We start from the raw sequence: 19,122 nt of genomic DNA, 5'->3' as shown, positions 1-19,122 counted from the left end.
GCGAGCGCCGTGAAGCGACGCCCCGAAGAGGGGATGCCGCGGCTCAGCCGGTCTCGACGGCTCCGGTGTCGGGGCGCCGGGACTGCACGGCGTCGTAGGTGCGGCGCAAACTCTCGGTCATCTGCGGGAAGTCCTGGCGCAGCGCGAGCACGAACAGCATGTCGATGAGCGCGAGCTGCGCGATGCGGCTGGCCATGGCGCCGCTGCGGAAGCGGCTCTCGCGCACGCTCGTGCGCAGCACGATGTCGCAGACGTCGTCGAGCGACGACTCCGCGGCGTTGGTGATGCCGATCGTGAGCGCGCCCGTACGGCCGGCCGTGGTGAGGAAGTCGAGGGTCTCGCGGGTCTCGCCGCGGAACGAGACGCCGATCGCGACCGACGCGTCGTCGAGGAGCGCCGCCTGCACGAGGGCGAGGTGGATGTCGACCGAGACGCCGGCGGGGCGGCCGATGCGGCTGAGCTTCTGGAAGAGGTCCTGCGCGCTCAGCGAGGACGCCCCCGCTCCGTACAGCTCGATGCGCCGCGCCCCGCGGATGGCGGTGACCGCCTGCGCGACGGCCTCGGTGTCGAGCGACTGCGCGGTGTCCTGGATCGCCTGCATCTCTTGGAACGCGATCTTGGCGACCGTGTCGGCGATCGAGTCGTCGGGGCCGATCTCGCCCTCGCCGATGTCGAAGCTGATGCGCTGCGCCTGGTCGCGGCTGAGCGCGCCGATGACGTCGAGGCGGAACTCGCGGTAGCCGGGGTAGCCGAGGCTCTGGCAGAACCGCGCGACGGTGGACTGCGAGGCGCCGCTCACCTCGGCGAGCCGCATGATCGTCGACGTGCGGACGAGCTCCGGATCCGCCAGCACGGCGTCGGCGACGCGACGCTCCGAGGCGCTCAGCCGGTCGAGCGACTGGCGCGCGCGGATCAGGACGTCCATCACACCGCCTCGCGCGTGCGGTCCAGTGCTTCGCGCAGCCGGCCCTGCGCATCGGCGAGCGCACGAGCCGCGGCATCCGCGGTCAGTCCCCTCATGCACATCAGTATCGCGGGCTTCACCTCCCAACCGGTGTCGGCGAGCGCGCGACGCGCCACGGCAGGCTCGACATCGGCGACGCTCATCACCATGCGCACCCCGCGAGCGCGCAGCTTCTCGTTCGTGGCGCGCACGTCGACCATGCGGTTGCCGTACGTCTTGCCGATGCGCACCATCGCGAGGGTCGAGATCGTGTTGAGCACGATCTTCTGCGCCGTGCCGGCCTTCAGCCGCGTGGAGCCGGCGACGAGCTCGGGCCCGACGATGACCTCGACGCCGACGTCGGCGGCGGCGGTGAGCTCGGACCGCGGGTTGCAGCTGACCCCGATGGTCGTCGCTCCCCGCGCACGGGCCTCGGCGATCGCGCCCAGCACGTAGGGCGTGCGGCCCGAGGCGGTGAGCCCCACGACGCAGTCGTCGGGACCGATGCCGGCGCCCGCGATGTCGGCGCGGCCGGCGGCGACGTCGTCCTCGGCGTTCTCGACGGCCGAGCGGATCGCCGTCTCGCCGCCGGCGATGATCCCCACCACACGCTCGGGCGGTTCGCCGAAGGTCGGCGGGATCTCGCTGGCGTCGAGGATGCCGAGCCGCCCGGGAGTTCCTGCGCCCACGTAGAGGAGTCGTCCGCCCCGCTGCATGCGCTCGGCCGCCGCGTCGACGGCGCGCGCGAGATCCGTGGATGCCGCCACCAGCGCCTCGGTGACCTGACGGTTGCTGTCGATCATGGCCGCCACGAGCTGTGGCGTGGTCATCAGGTCGAGCTCGCCGAACTCGGGATCGACGGCCTCGGTCGTGAGCTCGGCCAGCTGACGGCGCAGATCGTCGAGGTCAACCACGGCGCACCACACTTCCTTCGTAGGCGCTGGCCGGGGTGCGGGCGATGTACTCCGCCCCGTCGAGCGCGTCCCCCCGGGGCTCGACGACCGCAAGCCCCCGTTCCCGCAGGCGTGCGCGCAGCGCGTCGCCGAACACGGCCGATCCGGCGACGCCGCCCAGCAGGCAGTACGGTCCGGCGGTCGCCGCGCACGCCTGCACGACCGCGTCGACGGCGCGCTCGACGATGTCGCGTGCGACGGCGTCGCCCGCGGCTGCGGCCGCCAGCACCCGGGGCGCGAAGCGGGCGAGCTGCCGTGCGGGCGCTGCGGTGTCCGCGACCCAGCGCGGCAGCGTGCTGAGCGGTGCGTGCAGCTCGAGCGCCGCCGCCGTCAGGGTCGTCGCGGGGCCTCGCCCGTCGTGCGCGGCGAGGACGGCTCGCAGGCCCTCCTGGCCGATCGCGCGGCCGCTGCCCTCGTCGCCGAGCCACGGACCCCAGCCGTCCACCTGGCTGAGCGTGCCGGCCTCGTCGAGGGTCAGCAGCACGGTGCCGGTGCCGACGATGACCATCGTGCCCGGCATCCCCTCGAACGCCCCCGCGTGCGCGGTGACGGCGTCGGTGGTGACGGCGGTCGGCGCGTCGAGGTGCGCGGCGACGCGTTCGGCCAGAGCGCGTGCGGCCGCCGGCGCCGCCTCGGCGCCGGCCGCGCCGACGCCGATCGAGGCGACCGGCGTCGGCAGGTCGAGCTCGCCGAGCGTCGCCACGATCGCATCGAACGCGCGGACGTCGCCCTCGCTGTCGGCGAGCCCCGGCACCCCGGCGCCGTGTGCCGAGACGGTCTCGGCTCCGGACGTGGCGCGGATGCGGCATCCGGTCTTTCCCAGGTCGACGGCGACGATGCTCACGGCCGTTCCTCTCTCGTGCGCACGCGGAGTCGCTGCGATGCGCCTCCGGTGACGGCGGGCAGGGTGGGCAGCGGCGCGACCGAGAGGTCCCACTGGCCGGCGACGGCGGCACGCCCTTCCGGCGTGCCGGGCAGCTCCAGCGGCACCCGCAGCACCGACAGGTATGCGAGCGCCGCGAACATGACCGCCTCACGCGCGTCGGCGGGGATCCCCCACGCGTCGCTCGCCTCGACGGGCACGCCGGCGAGGGCCGTCAGGCGGTCGAGCAGCACGGGGTTGCGCGCTCCCCCACCCGACACGACGATGCGAGCGGCGTCCGGCGCGGTGCGGTGCAGCGCCTCCGCGACGGACGCCGCCGTCAGTTCGACGAGCGTCGCGCAGACGTCGTCGAGACTCAAGGATGCCGGCGGCAGGGGTCGCTCGTGCGCCTCCGCGAGGGCCGCGTCGACCGTCGCGAGGGTGAAGGTCTCGCGACCCGTCGTCTTGGGTGCGGCGAGGGCGAAGTACGGATGCCCGAGCAGCCGCTGCAGCAGCGCGGCGTCGACGCGTCCGGCCGCGGCGTGACGTCCGTCGCGGTCGAAGGTCTCAGCGCCGTCCGTCGCGCGGGTCACGTACGCGTCGAGCAGCGCGTTCGCGGGACCGGTGTCGAACCCCGCCACGGCGCCGTCGGGCCGCACGACCTGCAGGTTCGCGATGCCGCCGAGGTTGAGCGAGGCGATGGGTGCTCCGGCCTCCTCCGCCGCCGATCGCAGCCAGCGGGCGTCGAACGCGGCGATGAGCGGCGCGCCCTGGCCGCCGGCGGCGACGTCGGCGACGCGGACGTTGAAGAGCACGGGGCAGCCGGTGGCGCGGCCGATCCACGCGGGCTCGCCGATCTGCAGCGTCCCCCACACCGCGCCGGCCTCGACACCGTGGAACACGGTCTGCCCGTGCGCGCACACGAGGTCCGGGCGGGGCCCGCCGTCGATGACCGTCACCGCTGCCCGCGCGAACGCCTGGCCCACGGTGGTCTCGAGCCGGCACCACTCCGGAGGATCCAGCGGCCAGCCGTCCACCGCGCGCATGACGAGCGCGCGCTCCTCGGGCAGCCACGGCTCGGTGCCCCACCGCTCGACGACGAGCTCCAGCGCGTCATCGCCGGCCGTCACCGACACGAGCGCGGCGTCGATGCCGTCCGCGCTCGTGCCGGACTGCAGTGCGAGGATCCTCATCTGCCACCCTTCGCAGCCCACGCCCGCACGATGCCCGCCGAGAACACCGAGTCCGCGCCGAGCTGGACGACGGCCGCGTCGAAGCCTCCGGGGATCGCACCGACGTTCACGACGATGCACTCGCCGGCGGCCTGCACGTCGGCGAGCACGCCGAGCTGCACGGCGCTGGGACGGTCGGCGACGACCGCAGTGACGCCCGAAGCCCCGGCATCCGCTCCCGCCGAGGTCAGCGCGCGCAGGGTGTCGGCCACCGGCACCGCCCGCGTCGCGGCGGCCTGCGTCGCCCCGCCCCGCGCGTCGACGACCCGGGCGATACGCGCGAGGCCGGCCAGAGCGGAGGGATCGGATGCCGCCGCCAGCGCCGCCTCGATCGTCTCGGCATCGCCGTGGTCGAGGTCTACGGGGCTCGTGCGCGTCGCCGTGCCCCGCGCCGAGCTCAGCTCGGACGCCAGGCGCGCGACCCGGCCGTGCGCCTCGCGCAGCCGCTCGGGTGCGAGCTGTCCGTCGTGCACGGCGGCCACGATCGCGTCGACGACCTCAGCGTACTGTGCGGCGGCGTCGAGGCCGCCGAGCTCGGGGTTGCCGAGGCACACCAGGTCCACCCCCGCGGCGAGCGCCCGGGCGGCACCGCCGCCGATGCCGTACGTCGAGGCGATGGCGGCCATGTCGACGGCATCCGTCACCACGACGCCGTCGAAGCCCGCGGCACGCAGCCGGGCGATCGCGTCCGGATTCACGGTCACCGGCTCCGGCCCCCACTCGGACACCACGATGTGCGCCGTCATGACGGCGGGCACGCCGGCCTCGATCGCGGCCTCGAACGGCGCAGCGTGCCGCGCGGCGGTGGCGGCCGGGATCGTCGGGAGCCCCCGGTGGGAGTCGACGTTCGTGTCACCGTGCCCGGGCCAGTGCTTGACGCACGCGGCGACGCCTGGCCGGGTCCGGATGCCGCGCACCGTCGCTGCGACGCGCGACGCGACCTCGTGGGCGTCGGCCCCGAACGAGCGGGCGCCGATCACCGGGTTGTCGGGGTTGTCGTTGACGTCGGCGCTCGGGGCGAGCACGACGTCGATGCCGGCACGGCGCACCCGCTCGGCCAGCACCGCGCCGACCCGCTCGGCGACGTCGGGGGCGACCAGGCCGAGCTGTGCGGGCGAGGGCAGCGTCGATCCGTGCCGACCTTCGAGGCGCGTGACGACGCCGCCCTCCTCGTCGGCGGCCACGAGCGTTCCGGGGCGGACGGCGCGGATCGCCGCGGCCAGCCGCGCTGTTCCGTCCGGATCGTCCGCCGCGACGTTGCCGGCGAACAGGCACACGCCGCCGAGGCCGCGCTCCAGCTCGCCGTGCAGCCACTCCGGCACGACGGTGCCCGCGAACCCGGGCAGCAGCACACCGGGAACGAGCTGTTCGAGATCCATGTCAGCCCTTCACCGCCCCGGCGACGATGCCGCTCGACAGGCGCCGCTGCACGACGATGAAGAAGATCATGACGGGGATCGTGATGATGGTCGAGGCCGCCATCACCGAGCCCCAGTCGTTCGAGTGCAGGCCGAAGAACTGGCGCAGGCCGATCGACACCGTGTAGTTCTCGGTCGCGCCGCCCAGCAGCGTCATCGCGAAGATGAACTCGTTCCATGCCGTGATGAAGGCGAACACGCTCGTCGCGACGAGCCCGGGCGCCACCAGCGGCAGCAGCACAGAGCGGAACATGCGCCACCACGAGGCGCCGTCGATGTAGGCGGCCTCTTCGAGTTCGACGGGCACGGCGGCGACGAATCCGCGCAGCATCCAGATCCCGAACGGCAGCGCGAGCGCCGTGTAGACGATCATGAGGCCGAGGAGGGTCCCGAGCAGCTGCAGGTCGCGCACCTGCACGAAGAGGGGGATGACGAGAGCCTCCAGCGGCACCATCTGCACGACGAGGATCATCATGACGATCTGCGTGCGCAGGGTGAACCTGAAGCGCGCGACCGCCACCGAGGCCAGCAGGCCCAGAAGGCCCGAGGCGACCACGACCACCAGCGCCACGACGAGCGAGTTGCGCAGGTAGGTCGCGAAGCCGCCGTCGGTCAGCACGAACACGAAGTGGTCGAGCGTGAACTGCCGGGGCACGAGCTCCGCGCCGCCCGACGGGTTCTCGTCGAACGCGCTCACGAGCATCCAGTAGGTCGGGAAGAGCGTGAAGACGAGCAGCAGGAAGACGAGGACGCCCTTGACGATGCGTCGTCCGATCGAGGGCCGGGTCACAGCTGGTCCTCCTTGAGCAGGCGTCGCACGTAGACGACGGTGATGGCGAGCAGCAGCAGGGTCAGCAGCACGGCGATCGCCGAGCCGAAGCCGTACCGGTTCTGCCCGAACGATTCGACGTACGACCACACGCCGAGGTTCAGCACGTCACGGTTCGAGCCCGAGCCGCCGGGCATGAGGTACACCTGCGCGAAGACCTTGAAGTCCCAGATGGTCGACAGGATGATGACGACCGCGAACACCTGGTTCAGCTGCGGGAAGGTGATGCTCCAGAAACGCCGCCACCCGCCGGCGCCGTCGAGGGATGCCGCCTCCAGCGTCTCTTTCGGAACGCCGAGCAGCCCCGCGAGGATCGTGACCGCGACGAACGGGAAGCCGTGGTGGATGACGTTCAGCAGCACGATCGCGTAGAACGACCAGCGGTTGGTGAACCAGTTGTAGGGCTCGTCCATGAGCCCGAGCTGCATCATCAGCTGGTTGAAGATGCCGCGGTCGGCGTCGAAGATCCACACCCACACGTACGTGCCGGTGACGGCGGGCATCGCCCAGGCCGCCATGATGGCGCTCGCCACGACGGTGCGCCAGAAGGTGCCGAGCGACTGCAGCAGCAGCGCGACCAGCGTGCCGAACGCCACGGTGCCGACCACCGAGAGGATCGCGAAGCCGACGGTGTTGGGCAGCACGACCGTCCACAACGTGGGGCTCGTGAGGATCTCGACGAAGTTGTCGAAGCCGATGAAGTTCGGCTCCCCCGAGACGATCTCGCGCAGGCCGTAGTCCTGGAACGAGAACAGCACCACCCGGATCAGCGGCCACAGCAGCAGACCCGCGAGCACGACGAGCGCGGGCGCGAGCAGCATCCACGGCCGCAGCCTGTCGATCGGGCGGCGGCGGGATCCGGGGGCGACCGCCGCGCCGGCGGCGGAAGAGACGTGCTCCTCCGCCACCGGCGCCTGGGGCATGAATGCCATGCGGTGCCGCTCAGTTCCCGTTGAGCGTCGCGGTCATCTCGGCCGCGGCATCCTTCGCGGCCGTCTCGACGTCCTTCGTGCCCGACAGGATCGCCTGCATCATGGCACTCGTCGTCTTCTTGGCCTGGACGGCACCGAAGGTGGGGGTCACCGGCACGGACGCGCCGCCGTCGACCATCTGCGTCGCGAACGGCTGCACCAGCGGGTCGGCGTTCTCGATCGACTTCTCCAGCAGCGACTTCTGGCCCGGGAAGTACCCGCTCTGCTCGCCCCACTTCTCGGCGAACTCGCCCGTGGTCATCATCTTGATGAACGCGAACGCGAGGTCCTTGTCCTTGGCCGTCTCGAACATGCTCAGGTGCGAGCCGCCGAGCACCGACGGCGAGATGCCGTCCTCTTCACCGGGGATCGGCACGGCGGCGAACTTGCCCTCCATGTCGGGACCCTTCTCGACGATCGCGGACGGCGTCCACGAGCCCATGATCGCCATGCCGACGGTGCCGGCGGCGAACGCGTCGAGCACGTCCGTCTCCTTCCACGTCGTGGCGCCGGCCGACGACAGGTCGTCCTGCGTGGCGAGACCGGTCCAGAACTCCAGACCCTTCACCGACTCGGGCGAGTCGAGCTCGCTCGTCCAGGTGCCGTCCTTCTCGGTGGCGACCTCGCCGCCGGCGCCCCACACCCACGGGTAGACCGTGAACTCGGCGTCACCGGGAACGGCGACCGCGGTCATGTCGGGGTGAGCGGCCTTGATCGCCAGCGCGGCCTCGCGCAGCTCGTCCCAGTTGGTCGGGGCGTCCAGGCCCAGCTCCTCGAAGATGTCGGAGCGGTAGACGAGCGATCGCACGCCGGCGTACCAGGGCATGCCGTAGAGCTCGTCGTCGTAGGTGCCCGACTTCACGAGGCCTTCCACGAGGTCGTCTTCGAGGCCGTCGTCCTTGACGTAGTCGGTGATGGGCGCGAGCGCGCCGGCGTCGGCGAACTCGGGCGTCCACGTGGTGCCGGTCTCGGCGACGTCGGGGGTCGTGCCGCCGGCGATCGAGGTGACGAACCGGTCGTGGGCGTCGGCCCACTGCACGAACTCGACGTTCAGCTCGGCGCCGGTCTCTTCCTTGAACGCGTCGGCGACCTCGTCGAAGAACGGCTCGGCGTCGGGGTTCGTGCCCTGCATGATCCAGACGTCGAGCGTCTTGCCGTCGCCCGAGGCCGAGTCGTCTCCGCTGTTGCCGCCACCGCCGCCGCTGCAGGCGGTGATGCCGAGAACTGCCACACCCAACACGGCGATGGGCAGGATGCGCTTCCTCATGTGATCTCCCTTGTGCGTCAAACTCTTGAGTCGGCCTTCCGGCCGCGACTCACACTATGGAAGAAACCACCATGTGTCACGCGTGTTTTGGAATTTTCTCCCAACCGTTATCGAGCGGAAACACGCGTTCGCCGGATCCGCCTTCTCCAGAACAGGTGTTTCGGCGGAGACAGGCCGGTTCCCGTCCAAATCCGCCTGCGCTCGCCAGAACACCTGTTTTCAGGAGCGGGAGGCCGACCGGCGCCCGACCGGACTCACGAGCGAGTGGATGCCGCGGCCCGCTGCCGTCCCCACGGCAGCGCCAGCAGCACCCCGGCGATGAGCAGCACGAGCGCGAACGACGCCGCGAACCAGGGCGTCTCGGCCGGGATGTCGAGGTACGTGGTGATGCCCAGGATGCGGGCGAGGCCCCAGGGCAGCAGCCCCATCTCGTCGTTCCAGACGGTGAGGGCGGCCTCCAGGCCGATGGCGCCGACGATCGCCGACGGAACGAGCAGCCCGGCGCCGACGGCTGCGAGCACGTAGCCGGTCGCCCGACGGGCGCCGACCTGGGCCGACAGCGCCCACCCGGCGGCGACGAACACCCACACGAACAGCGCGAAGGCGACCGCGATGTACGCCGTGCGCAGCGCGGGCTCGGTCCAGAACGCGTACCAGTACCCGCCGGGTCCCGTGAACGACAGGGCGAAGAGGGTCAGGATGCAGCGCAGCACGACGACCCCGCCGACCGCGGCGATCACGGGCCACGGCGAGCGGCGCCGCACGAACAGCCGCAGCACGAGGGCGAACACCACCCACGTGCCGATGACGACGGCCACGTGCGTCCACGAGAGGAACGAGGTCTGCACGGCGCGCGTCGCGACCAGCAGGGCTGCGGGGATGATGAGCAGCAGCCATCGGTCGAGCTCGAGCATGCCGAGCGTGGATTCGCGCGCGCGCCACGGCCGGGTCGAGGCGATCCAGGTGGCACGGGCCGCGGCTGCGCCCGGTCGTCGCACGAGGCGCGTGCGCGCGGCGAGCATGCCGATCACGACCCAGGCGAGCGCCAGCACGAGCAGCACGCGCGCGAGCCATGCCATCGTGTCGTCGCGCTCCGACCGCTGGATGCCCAGCTGCGCAGCGGTGAGGTTGAGTGCCGGGTGGTCGATGTCGCCGTCGTAGGCCTCGAGGTGCGCGGCGGCGAGCTTCTCGAAGGTCGCGCGGTCGGCATCCCACTCGGCGCGCGCGTCGGGCGAGAGCGTGTCGTGCCACTCCCCCTGGTGCAGGATCAGCGACCGGTACGACGACAGCAGACGCAGCGTGTCGACCTCGTAGTCGAGAGCCCCGACGAACGCGTCGCGGATCTCGGGAGTGCGCCAGGTGGCGGCATCCGTCCCCGCGACCTCGTCACGCATGGCCTGGGCCGTCCGGACGGCGTCCTCGCCGTCGGCGATCGCCGCGTCGATGCCGCCGTCTGCGTCGCGCACGATCGAGTACATGACGTCGAGCACGGCGGAATCGCCGGTCAGGATGTCCCACTCGAAGATCCACATCATGGGCGGCGGCTCGAGGCCGATGGCGAACACCCGCTGCTGCGCGAACGGCGCGATGTACAGGCCGTGCGCGATCGCGTCGCGGGACCGGCCCATCGCCGAGACGATGGCATCCACCGTCGCCGGGTCGTCCGAGAACCACTCGCGCGCCCAGTCCTCCGTCACCACCGAGACGTCCGCAGCAGGGTCGCGGGCGAGGGATGCCGCGACCTGCGTGTTGAGTTCGTACAGCTGCCAGAACCCGGCCTTGAGGTACAGCGTCATGGGCCCGGCGCGCCACGGCCCGCCGTCCTGGGTCCACACCCAGACGCCCTCGATCCTGTCGTTCGCGGCGAGCAGCTGCTGCAGCGCCCACTGGTACTCGGCGCCGAGGTCGTTCGCGAAGGCGCCGAAGTTCTCGAACTCGCGGCGGCTCTGGAACTCCACGATCCGCCGCTGCGAACCCTGTTCGAGCGTGTCGTTGAGCGGCAGCCACGTGTAGAAGTCGCCGAGCGTGTACTTCGTCGAGACGATGAGCGCGGGCGAATCGATGCCGTTCAGCACCTCGTCGTACGAGTCGGAGCTGGTGTGCATGTCGCCGACGGCGCCGACGCCGACCGACCAGGTGCGGAAGATCACTTCGCGATCGGATGCCTCGGCCTGCGCCGTGAAGGCGTCGAGCATCGCGCGCACGGCGTCGACCGTGGTGACCTTGAGCGCGGAGTAATAGTCCCAGCCGTCGACGTCGTACACCGTCCCGGCTTCGCCGATGCGGATGAGCACGCCGTCGAGCGCCGGCACCGCGTCGTAGAGCTCGTCGAGCCCGGCGGTGTAGACGTCCCACAGTCCGGGGTTCTCAGCGTCGAGCGATCCGAACGTGTCCTGCAGGTGCTGCTCGAGCGGGCCGGTGAGCGCCAGCATGTCGGTGCGCAGGAAGACCTTGACGCCCAGCTCGTCGGCGCGCTCCCAGAACGGCGCGAACGCCTCGCGCAGCGCGAGCGCTTTGGCGCGGTGCGCGTCGCCCTCGGCGTAGACCGGGCCGCCCGGCGCGTCGTCGAACGTCACGAACTCGACAAAGCCCGGGAAGGCGATGGCGTTGAACCCGTTCGCGAGCGAATGGCGCAGGAACACGTCGTAGTCGTCGTAGGCGTCGGCGAGCGCGTCCTCGTCGATGTACGGCGCATCCGCCAGGAACACGTCGGCGAACGCCTTCGACGCATGCGAGTAGTCGGTGCCCGACTCCCACTCGGCCGGGTCGGGCGCGACGCCGACGGCGCCGAGGTCGGTCATCCGCAGCGGGAGCCGGGATGCCTCGTGCGCGCCGAGCAGGTCGGTAAGCGGCTTCGCAGCCCGCACCTGCGCGGCGAGGTCGTAGATCGCCCGGGTCGTGCCGGCTTCGGCGGTCGCCGTGACGGTCAGCGCTTCGGCATCGCCGTCCAGCACGTACGCGTCGTCGTCGCCTTCGGGGGCGTCGACGACGGTGAGGGACAGGCTGGGTCGCGGAGCCTGTCGAAGCTCCTCGGGAGCGCCCGCGATCGCGTCGCGCAGCTCGTCCATCGCCACCCCGGCCCGCTCGGTGTCGGGCACGTCGACCGCGGCGAGCTCGGGCGGGGCGACCGCCGGCGTCGCGATGACCGCGGCGGCGGGTGCGGGCTGCATCTGCTCGGCGGACTCGGTGCGGATGCCGAGCGCGTCGCCGACGGCGAACGCGACCCCGGCGCCGAGCGCGAGCAGGACGATCGCGGTGACGACAGCGAGGATGCCTCGCCCTCGCGCCGTCGTCATCCTCCGATCCTAAGTCGGGCGTTCCCGCACGCCAGACCGTTCCCCCAACCCGTTGCACACCTGTTGTGCAGCACCTGGCTCCGGTCGTTGAGCGAGGGGGACCACCGGCGTCTACGGAAACACGATCTCGGCGTCCGGCTCGCGGATGAGGAACCCCTGGGCCCGGTCGCAGCCCAGCTGCACGGCGATGTCGAGGTGGGTGAGCGTCTCGATCCCCTCGGCCACCACCCGCAGTCCGTCGGCGTGTGCGCGCTCAACCTCGTCGTGCAGCGATGAGCGTGTTCCGGACTCCACCGCGCGTACCCGGTATCCCGGGATCTTCACCTCGGTGAGCGGCAGACGCCCCAGCCGTTCGCGCGTCGGCGCCTCCGCGCCGTAGTCGCCCAGTGAGATCTCGACCCCGCGGTCACGGAGCATGCGCAGCTGCGGCAGCACCGAGCGGTCGTCGATCGAGGGGCTGTCGTGCGAGAGCTCGAACACGAGCGACCCCGGGGGGCACGCGCGCCGCGCGAACTCCGCGGCGACGTGGGCGCAGAAGGAATCGTCCTCGAACTGCACCGGCGAGACGTTGACGGTCACCGCCCAGGTCCGGCCCATCGCGCGCCACTCGTCAAGCGTGTCGAGGCACTCGTCCAGCATCCTCCGCCCCAACTCGTGGATCGTGCCGGTGCGCTCGGCGACGTCGATCATCGTCACGGGATCGATGTCGCCGAGGCGCGGGTGCCGCCATCGACAGAGCGCCTCGGCCGCCACGATCGACCCGCTCTCCAGCGACACCTGCGGCTGGTAGACGGCGAAGATCTCGGGACTGCGGACCGCTGCGGCCAGGTCGTCCGCGAGGTCTTCGGTGAGGGGCATCCCTCAAGTCAGCCTCGCGGGATGCCGCCACGCAAGTCCCGACGTGAGAGGCGACGATCGGCTACAGTCCGCTCCCGGAGAGCGTGGGCGAGGCCCCGAGAACCTCCCCCGAGGCCGCTCTCGAGGATCGGGGAGGCGTCTCCCTATACTTTTGCCATCGCAGAGCTAGCAGGAGGGTGGCGATGGCGTTTCGAAGTCTGGAGACGTTGGAGTCTTGGCTCGCCGAGTACCGCGCGCAGGGAAGCGCGGGAGCCGAGGCCGCACGTGTCATGGTGCAGGACGGCGACGACGGTGCGAACACCGGTCTGGTGACCTTCCGGCTGGATCACGCCTCGACGGTGGTCTTCATCCAGCCCGCCACCCAGGACGCGGGCGGGTGGGTCGCGACGATGGAGCCCCGCGAAGAGAGCGTCGTCCTCGACGCCCCCGGCCTGCTCGAGCTGTCTGCAGAGCTGGCCGCCGTCTCGGAGCTGTGCGCGTTCCTCGAAGAGAAGTCCCGGACTTATGAGGGCACCGACGTCGCCTGAACGACTGTCAGGGCCGCGCGCCCACCGTCGCCGCCGTCAGTGACGCCAGCAGCGCGACCGAGTCGCCGACCCGCGCCTGATCGGCAGCGCCGACCGCGACGTCGAAGTCGTCGTCGAACCGGTTGAGCGCCGACCACGGATCGTCGGCGATGTCGATCGTCGCGGTGATGCGGTTGACCCGCCGGTCGGTGGGATCCACGTCGCGTCGCACGAGCGAGCGACCGACCAGCCGGTCGATGAGGGTGGTCACGCCGGCGGAGGTGATCCCGAGATACTCCCGCAGGGCGGTGGGTCGCGTTCCGGGATTGCCGACGACGAACAGGAGCGCCCGGGCATCGATGTCGCTGATGCCGAGGCTGGCGCGCGCGGTCACCATCGCGGCATTGCGCGCGTCGAGGTACTGGCGCAGCGCCTGCCCGAGTGTCAGCGCCGGTGAGTCGTTCGCCATCCCGTCATTCTTTCCTAGTAGCCCGCCGCCAGAATATCTCAGACTGCGAGTATTTAGTAGATTTATCTAATATTTCTAAATAGTCGGGTAGAGTGGGATCCACTCGCCGACGCGGCACGGTTCGCCGCTCGCCAACCCCCGGGCGTCGGCGAAGAAGCCGGGAGGCAATCGTGACCAACGGAAAGGCTCCGATCGGATGCCGCTTCCTGTCGACCCCGCACACCGCGAGCACCCCATGCTAGGCCTCGCGACCTGCGGGCTGATCAGCATCGACCGCGCGTCGATGATCGTCGACGCCAACGCCCAGGTGCTCACGTGGCTCAACTGCGACCGTGACGAGGTCGTCGGGCGACCGCTGGAGACGTTGCTGACGCTGCGCATGCCGCTCGCTGACAGCGCCGGAGACCGCCCCACCGATGCCACGCTGCACGGCACGTCGGGAGTGGTCCGGCCCGTGGTCGTCGGCTCCTTCGGCGTGGACGACTGCGGAGTGGAGCGCATCGCCGTCTACGACGTGTCGGCGCGGTCCGCCTTCAACCTCGGGTTCCAGGGCGCCGAGGCGAAGACCGAGCGCGGCCGGCAGCGACTGCAGATCCTGCTGAACGCCGCCGTCGGCTTCGGCAACGTCCGATCCGAGCTCGACGCGGCGGAGCTGCTCGTGGATGTCGCCCAGCGGGCGTTCGCCGCCAGCGCGGTGAGCGTGCACCTCGGCGGGCCCGACGGGCTCTCCCAGAGCGCGGGGGTGAACCCGCTCGCCGCGCACTGGCCTGCCACGCTGCCTGCCACCGGCACGGCGACGATGCTCGGCGGCCAGGTCGTGATCATCCGCTCGCCCGACGACGCGGAGTCGTATGTGCCCGGTGTCGGCATGCGCGAGGCCTACCGGGCCGGGGGCGTGCACGCGGCGATCGCCTCGCCGATGAGATCGCACGGCGATGCGGTCGGCTCGATGGTCTGCTACTTCGACCACCCGCGCGAGTTCGACGAAGAGGCCGTCCCGCTCGCCGAAGCCCTGTCCAACCAGGCCGCACAGGCGATCGCGCGCATCAGGCTCGAAGACACGCTGCGCCGCGCGGCCATGCACGACGAGGTGACCGGGCTGCCGAACCGGCGCCTGATCGAAGAGGACGTCACGCGCACCCTGCTGCAGGGGTTCACGGCGCTGAGCGTCATCTTCATCGACCTCGACGGGTTCAAGGCCGTCAACGACCTGCTGGGCCACGCGGCCGGCGACGCGCTGCTGCGCGAGATCGGGCTGCGCCTGCGTCGCACCATCCGCGAGAGCGACGTCCTCGGGCGCTTCGGCGGCGACGAGTTCATCGCGGTCGCCGCTGTCGACAGCATCGATGGCGCCGCGCTGGCGGACCGCATCCGCGCCGCCGTCGCCGAGCCGTACGACGAGCTGCCGCCAGACCTGTCGATCACGGCGAGCGTCGGTCTCATCACCGTCGGCAACGACGGCGCCCCGGTCATGGACCAGCTCATCCGCGCCGCCGATCACGCCATGTACGCGGCGAAGATGGCCGGCGGCGACCGGGTTGTCGCCGTCGCCGGCATGGAGCCGGCCGCCGCCTGAGCCTCAGCTGCTCTTGCGCATCGCGCGGATGCCGACGGCCAGACCCAGCGCCGCCAGCACGACCGCGGCGATCCAGCCCCACAGCACCGTGATGTCGCCGAGGTCACCGGCGAAGAGGGCGCGCTCGGCCTGCACGACCCAGTTCACGGGGTTGACCGTCGAGACCGCGCGCATCCACGCCGGCCCCCCGTCGAGAGGCAGCAGCATGCCCGACAGGATCAGCAGGGGAAAGATCAGCGTCTGCTGCACACCCCAGAACAGCCACTCGCGGTCCTTGGTCTTGAGCGCGAGCGTGTACGACAGCGCGCCGAGCCCGATGCCGAAGACCGCCAGCAGCGCGAGCCCGATGACGAGCCCCGGCACGTTGATCGTGAAGCCGAACGGCCAGGCGATCAGCACGATGACGAGCGCCTGCACCACGATCGGCGCGATCTCTTTCAGCGCGCGGCCGACGAGCAGCGACGAGCGCCCGAGCGGCGCGACGAGCGTGCGCTCGTGCGAGCCGGTCATCATCTCGTACTGCAGGTTCGAGCCGGTCGCACCGGTGCCGAACAGCACGATCATCACGAGCACGCCCGGCACGAACCACTGCAGCGTCTCGCCCACCGGCGCCCCCGACGAGCCGACGAGCAGCGGCGCGAACAGCCCCAGGAAGACGAGCGGCTGCACCAGGCTGAAGATCAGCGTGAAGGGATCGCGCACGACCGGCTTCAGCTCGCGGGTGAGGACGTTCCAGGTGTCGCGCGCGGCGTTGGGGCGCACGGCGGTGTCGGTCTGCACGGTCATCGTTCCACTCCTGTCGTGAGCACTGCTTCGTCGGCGGATGCCGGGCGCCCGGCATCCTCATCTCCTTCTGACTGCCCCTCGCCCGCCTCGCGCAGCGTGCGCCCGGTGAGCGCGAGGAACACATCGTCGAGCGTCGGGGGCACGCCCGTCGCGGTGCGCACCGTGAGCCCTTCGGCGTCGAGCGCGCGCACGGCCGCGGGCAGCAGGGCGTCTCCCTCCGAAGCAGTGACCGCGATGGATGCCGCATCCCGGGCGACCTCGCGCGCCGCCAGCCGCTGCACCACGGGGACGGCGGCGGCGGCCTCCGCCTCGCTCTCGAAGCCGAAGGTCAGGACGTCGCCCGCGAGCTCCGCCTTCAGCCTTGCGGCGGTGTCGTCGGCGATGACCCGGCCGCGGTCCATGACCATGACCCGCTCGGCGTAGCGGTCCGCCTCTTCGAGGTAATGCGTCGTGAGGAACACCGTCGTGCCGTGGCTGCGGCGGAGTTCGAGGATGTGCTGCCACAGATTGGCGCGGCTCTGGGGGTCCAGGCCCGTCGACGGCTCGTCGAGGAACAGCAGCGGCGGCGCATGCATGAGGCCGAGCGCGATGTCGAGCCGCCGCTTCTGCCCGCCCGACAGCTGCTGTACGGAGCGCGTCGCGAAGCCCGACAGATCGAGCGACTCAATGAGCTCGTCCGCCCTCTTCTTCGCGGCGGACTTCGACATGCCGTAGAACGCGCCCTGACTGAGCAGCTCGTCGCGGGCACGCTGCGAGAAGCTGCCGCTCGTGAGCTGCCCGACGTAGCCGATGCGGGCGCGCACGTCGGCGGGTCGGTCCAGGATGTCGAAGCCGACCACGTTCGCGGTGCCCGAGGTCGGCGGGATGAGGGTGGTGAGCATGCGCAGGCTGGTGGATTTGCCCGCACCGTTGGGTCCCAGGAACGCGACGAGCTCGCCGCGCGCCACCTGGAATCTGAGATCGGTGACCGCCTCGACGGTCTTGCCCTTGACGGTGAAGCGCTTGGTGAGCTCCCGCGCCTCGATGATCGGTTGGTTCGCCATGTCGCCACGCTAGGAACCAATGCGGACGGATCCTGTCCTGGATGCATGAGATTCTTTTCGCATGTCCGACACGACGACCCGCGCCCTCTCGCTGCTGAACCTGCTGCAGACCCATCGGCATTGGCCGGGCACCGAGCTCGCCGGGCGGCTGGGAGTGACCGAGCGGACGGTGCGCCGCGACGTCGAGCGGCTGCGCGAACTGGGCTACCGCATCGAGTCGACACCGGGCGCCGCGGGCGGGTACCGGCTGGAGGCCGGGAGCGCCGTGCCGCCCCTGCTGCTCACCGACGACGAGGCGGTCGCGATGGCGATCGGGCTGCGGGTGGCGGCATCCGGGCGACTCCTGAGCGGCGCCGAGACGACGGTGACCGCGCTCGCGAAGCTCGAGCAGGTGCTGCCCGCGGCGCTGCGGCGGCGCGTCAACGCCCTGGCCGAGACGGTGCAGCCGACGGGCATCCGGTCGGGCGCGGCCGTGTCGAGCGAGATGCTCGGCGAGCTCGCGCTCGCGACCCGCGACCACGAGCGCGTGCGCCTCACCTATACGACCGCGTCGGGCGAGGTCATGAAGCGCCGCGTCGAGCCGCACGCACTCGCACCCGCCGAGCGCCACTGGTACCTGCTGTGCTGGGACATCGAGCGCGACGACTGGCGCACCTTCCGTGTCGACCGTCTGTCGGACCTCGAGCACACGCGCGTCCTGTTCACGCCGCGGGACGTGACGCCCGAACAGGTCGACGAGTTCATCGCGGTCGCCCGGTCATGGAGCCCGCAGGCGGTCGCCGGCGCAGCGGTCATGGACCTCGGCCTCGACGACATGCGGGCGTACTTCGGCCCGTGGGGGCAGGGCGCGCAGTCCGTGGAGCCGGGCCGCACCAGCTGGCCGGTGGGCGGCAGCGACTTCCGCGAGGTCATGTACGCCCTCGCGTGGATCCCGGCGGGCGTGCCGTACACGGTGGACCTGCCGGACGAGGCGCGGTCCACCATGCGCGAGGCGCTGGTGAGGATGCTGGCGGCCCTGGAGTAGGCCTGGCCGGCGGCATCCAATCCGATCTCCCGGCCGCGTCGAAGACCTGTCACAGCCGCAGATCGCGGACTGTCGAAAGAGAGGTCTGCCATGCGCTCTTCACCGAACCGCCTCGTCGCCACGATCTTCGGCGCGGTGTATCTGCTCGTCGGCCTGCTGGGCTTCGCGGTGACCGGCGGGGTGGGATTCCTCGCGACCGAGGGCGGTCTACTGCTGGGAGTGTTCGCCGTCAACCCGCTGCACAACATCGCGCACCTGCTGATCGGCGGCGCACTGCTGGCGGCCGGACTGGTCAGCGCCCGGGCGGCCAAGACGGTCAACATCGTCGTGGGTGCGGCCTATCTGCTGCTCGGTATCGTCGGATTCTTCCTGGTGGGAACACCGGCCAACATCCTGGCGCTCAATGTGCCGGACCACTTCCTGCACCTGGCGAGCGCGATCGTGCTGCTGGGCGTGGGACTGGCCGCCGAGCGGTCGCCGCAGACGGCGACCGCGTGACGACGGCCACGGGGGCATCCATGCCGGGGCGCGCGGTTCACCGCACCCCGGCATGGGTGGCGGTCGGCGCGTGGGGAGCCGGCCTCGTGGGTGCGGCGGTCGGCGCGGGGGCGATCGTGGGGGTGCAGGCCGATACGGTCTCGCGCTCGCTCGGCGCCGCCGCCGTGACCCACGGACTGCTCGCCCTCGCGTGGGGCGCCGTGTGCCTCGCGCGAGGGCGCACGGTCGCTCCGCGTGCTGCGGTCGTGGGCGTGTTCGCCGGCATCGCGTCGGTCGTGACGCTGCTGGCGACCACCCCCACGGGCACGAGTGTCGTGGCCGTGGGCGTCTTCATCGGCCTGAGCGCGGCAACGGGCGCGGGCGTCGGCTGGAGTCTGCGGCATCCCTCCCGCCGCGGTGGCGGCGTGACCGGCCTGATCGCGGCCGCGGCGGTGGTCGCGTTGCTGGTGACTCCCGCTCTCGGGTCGGCGCAGGATGCCGCCACCACCGAGCCCGACGGCAGCTTCGTGCCGGTGGTCGGGCACGAAGGACACTGAGCCGCCGGCAGCGCCATCTCTCCTCCGAAATGGTTGATCTCGGTCCACAGTTGAC

Annotated in this window: 18 protein-coding genes; 5 read left to right on the top strand and 13 right to left on the bottom strand. The window is 71.4% G+C overall.

Annotated elements, in window-relative coordinates; genetic code table 11:
- Positions 1 to 43: 43 nt before the first annotated feature.
- The 10 genes from FB391_RS02845 to FB391_RS02800 form a co-directional block, all read right to left on the bottom strand.
- The gene (locus FB391_RS02845; RefSeq protein WP_141892763.1) at positions 44 to 925 is read right to left on the bottom strand and encodes a MurR/RpiR family transcriptional regulator; all 882 of its coding nucleotides are present in this window, start codon (positions 923 to 925) and stop codon (positions 44 to 46) included.
- Entirely contained in the window at positions 925 to 1,857 is a 933-nt protein-coding gene (gene murQ, locus FB391_RS02840) for an N-acetylmuramic acid 6-phosphate etherase (protein WP_246093330.1), read from the bottom strand. The genes FB391_RS02845 and murQ overlap by 1 nt, the downstream gene beginning before the upstream one ends.
- The gene (locus FB391_RS02835) at positions 1,850 to 2,740 is read right to left on the bottom strand and encodes an N-acetylglucosamine kinase (RefSeq protein ID WP_185842910.1); all 891 of its coding nucleotides are present in this window, start codon (positions 2,738 to 2,740) and stop codon (positions 1,850 to 1,852) included. The genes murQ and FB391_RS02835 overlap by 8 nt, the downstream gene beginning before the upstream one ends.
- Positions 2,737 to 3,951 (bottom strand): anhydro-N-acetylmuramic acid kinase, encoded by a 1,215-nt coding sequence (locus FB391_RS02830; protein ID WP_141892760.1) that lies wholly within the window; start codon positions 3,949 to 3,951, stop codon positions 2,737 to 2,739. Before FB391_RS02830 ends, FB391_RS02835 begins: the two co-directional genes overlap by 4 nt.
- Positions 3,948 to 5,369 carry a glycoside hydrolase family 3 N-terminal domain-containing protein gene (locus FB391_RS02825; RefSeq protein ID WP_141892759.1) on the bottom strand — a complete coding sequence of 474 codons (1,422 nt, stop codon included), beginning with the start codon at positions 5,367 to 5,369 and terminating at the stop codon, positions 3,948 to 3,950. Before FB391_RS02825 ends, FB391_RS02830 begins: the two co-directional genes overlap by 4 nt.
- A 1-nt stretch (position 5,370) precedes the next feature.
- Positions 5,371 to 6,198, bottom strand: coding sequence for a carbohydrate ABC transporter permease (locus FB391_RS02820; protein WP_141892758.1), 828 nt, complete (start codon positions 6,196 to 6,198; stop codon positions 5,371 to 5,373).
- On the bottom strand, positions 6,195 to 7,169 hold the full coding sequence (locus tag FB391_RS02815; RefSeq protein WP_185842909.1) for a carbohydrate ABC transporter permease: 975 nt from the start codon (positions 7,167 to 7,169) through the stop codon (positions 6,195 to 6,197). The genes FB391_RS02820 and FB391_RS02815 overlap by 4 nt, the downstream gene beginning before the upstream one ends.
- Before the next feature lie 10 nt (positions 7,170 to 7,179).
- Positions 7,180 to 8,475, bottom strand: a complete 1,296-nt coding sequence (locus FB391_RS02810) for a sugar ABC transporter substrate-binding protein (RefSeq protein WP_141892757.1) — start codon at positions 8,473 to 8,475, stop codon at positions 7,180 to 7,182.
- 254 nt (positions 8,476 to 8,729) lie between these two features.
- Positions 8,730 to 11,771 (bottom strand): hypothetical protein, encoded by a 3,042-nt coding sequence (locus FB391_RS02805; protein WP_141892756.1) that lies wholly within the window; start codon positions 11,769 to 11,771, stop codon positions 8,730 to 8,732.
- A 111-nt stretch (positions 11,772 to 11,882) separates the two neighbouring features.
- Complete coding sequence (locus tag FB391_RS02800; RefSeq protein ID WP_141892755.1) at positions 11,883 to 12,629, bottom strand: EAL domain-containing protein; 747 nt, start codon at positions 12,627 to 12,629, stop codon at positions 11,883 to 11,885.
- Positions 12,630 to 12,811: 182 nt separating this feature from the next.
- On the opposite strand from FB391_RS02800, the gene FB391_RS02795 reads away from it, so the two are divergent.
- Positions 12,812 to 13,156 (top strand): hypothetical protein, encoded by a 345-nt coding sequence (locus tag FB391_RS02795; protein ID WP_141892754.1) that lies wholly within the window; start codon positions 12,812 to 12,814, stop codon positions 13,154 to 13,156.
- Between the two features lie 7 nt (positions 13,157 to 13,163).
- Here the strand turns inward: FB391_RS02795 and FB391_RS02790 are convergent, their stop codons facing one another.
- Positions 13,164 to 13,604, bottom strand: coding sequence for a MarR family winged helix-turn-helix transcriptional regulator (locus FB391_RS02790; protein ID WP_141892753.1), 441 nt, complete (start codon positions 13,602 to 13,604; stop codon positions 13,164 to 13,166).
- A gap of 196 nt (positions 13,605 to 13,800) precedes the next feature.
- Here FB391_RS02790 and FB391_RS02785 point away from each other — a divergent pair, with 196 nt between their 5' ends.
- Positions 13,801 to 15,180, top strand: coding sequence for a GGDEF domain-containing protein (locus FB391_RS02785; protein ID WP_141892752.1), 1,380 nt, complete (start codon positions 13,801 to 13,803; stop codon positions 15,178 to 15,180).
- 3 nt (positions 15,181 to 15,183) lie between these two features.
- Here the strand turns inward: FB391_RS02785 and FB391_RS02780 are convergent, their stop codons facing one another.
- Both FB391_RS02780 and FB391_RS02775 read right to left on the bottom strand, forming a co-directional pair.
- Positions 15,184 to 15,966: an ABC transporter permease gene (locus FB391_RS02780; protein WP_141892751.1), complete on the bottom strand. Its 783-nt coding sequence runs from the start codon at positions 15,964 to 15,966 to the stop codon at positions 15,184 to 15,186.
- Positions 15,963 to 17,009, bottom strand: coding sequence for an ATP-binding cassette domain-containing protein (locus FB391_RS02775; protein WP_141892750.1), 1,047 nt, complete (start codon positions 17,007 to 17,009; stop codon positions 15,963 to 15,965). Before FB391_RS02775 ends, FB391_RS02780 begins: the two co-directional genes overlap by 4 nt.
- Positions 17,010 to 17,070: 61 nt before the next feature.
- Between FB391_RS02775 and FB391_RS02770 the strand changes: the two genes are divergently transcribed.
- The 3 genes from FB391_RS02770 to FB391_RS19600 all read left to right on the top strand — a co-directional run bounded on the left by FB391_RS02770 (position 17,071) and on the right by FB391_RS19600 (position 19,067).
- Positions 17,071 to 18,033, top strand: coding sequence for a helix-turn-helix transcriptional regulator (locus tag FB391_RS02770; RefSeq protein ID WP_141892749.1), 963 nt, complete (start codon positions 17,071 to 17,073; stop codon positions 18,031 to 18,033).
- Positions 18,034 to 18,123: 90 nt separating this feature from the next.
- A complete protein-coding gene (locus FB391_RS02765; RefSeq protein ID WP_141892748.1) occupies positions 18,124 to 18,531 on the top strand; it encodes a DUF4383 domain-containing protein in 408 nt (135 codons plus the stop codon).
- Complete coding sequence (locus FB391_RS19600) at positions 18,528 to 19,067, top strand: hypothetical protein (RefSeq protein WP_185842908.1); 540 nt, start codon at positions 18,528 to 18,530, stop codon at positions 19,065 to 19,067. Before FB391_RS02765 ends, FB391_RS19600 begins: the two co-directional genes overlap by 4 nt.
- Positions 19,068 to 19,122 lie beyond the last annotated feature (55 nt).

It is taken from the genome of Microbacterium kyungheense, from assembly GCF_006783905.1.
Taxonomy (GTDB): domain Bacteria; phylum Actinomycetota; class Actinomycetes; order Actinomycetales; family Microbacteriaceae; genus Microbacterium; species Microbacterium kyungheense.
Note: the sequence above shows the minus strand (reverse complement) of the source record. Positions and strands in the feature narration are given on the sequence as shown.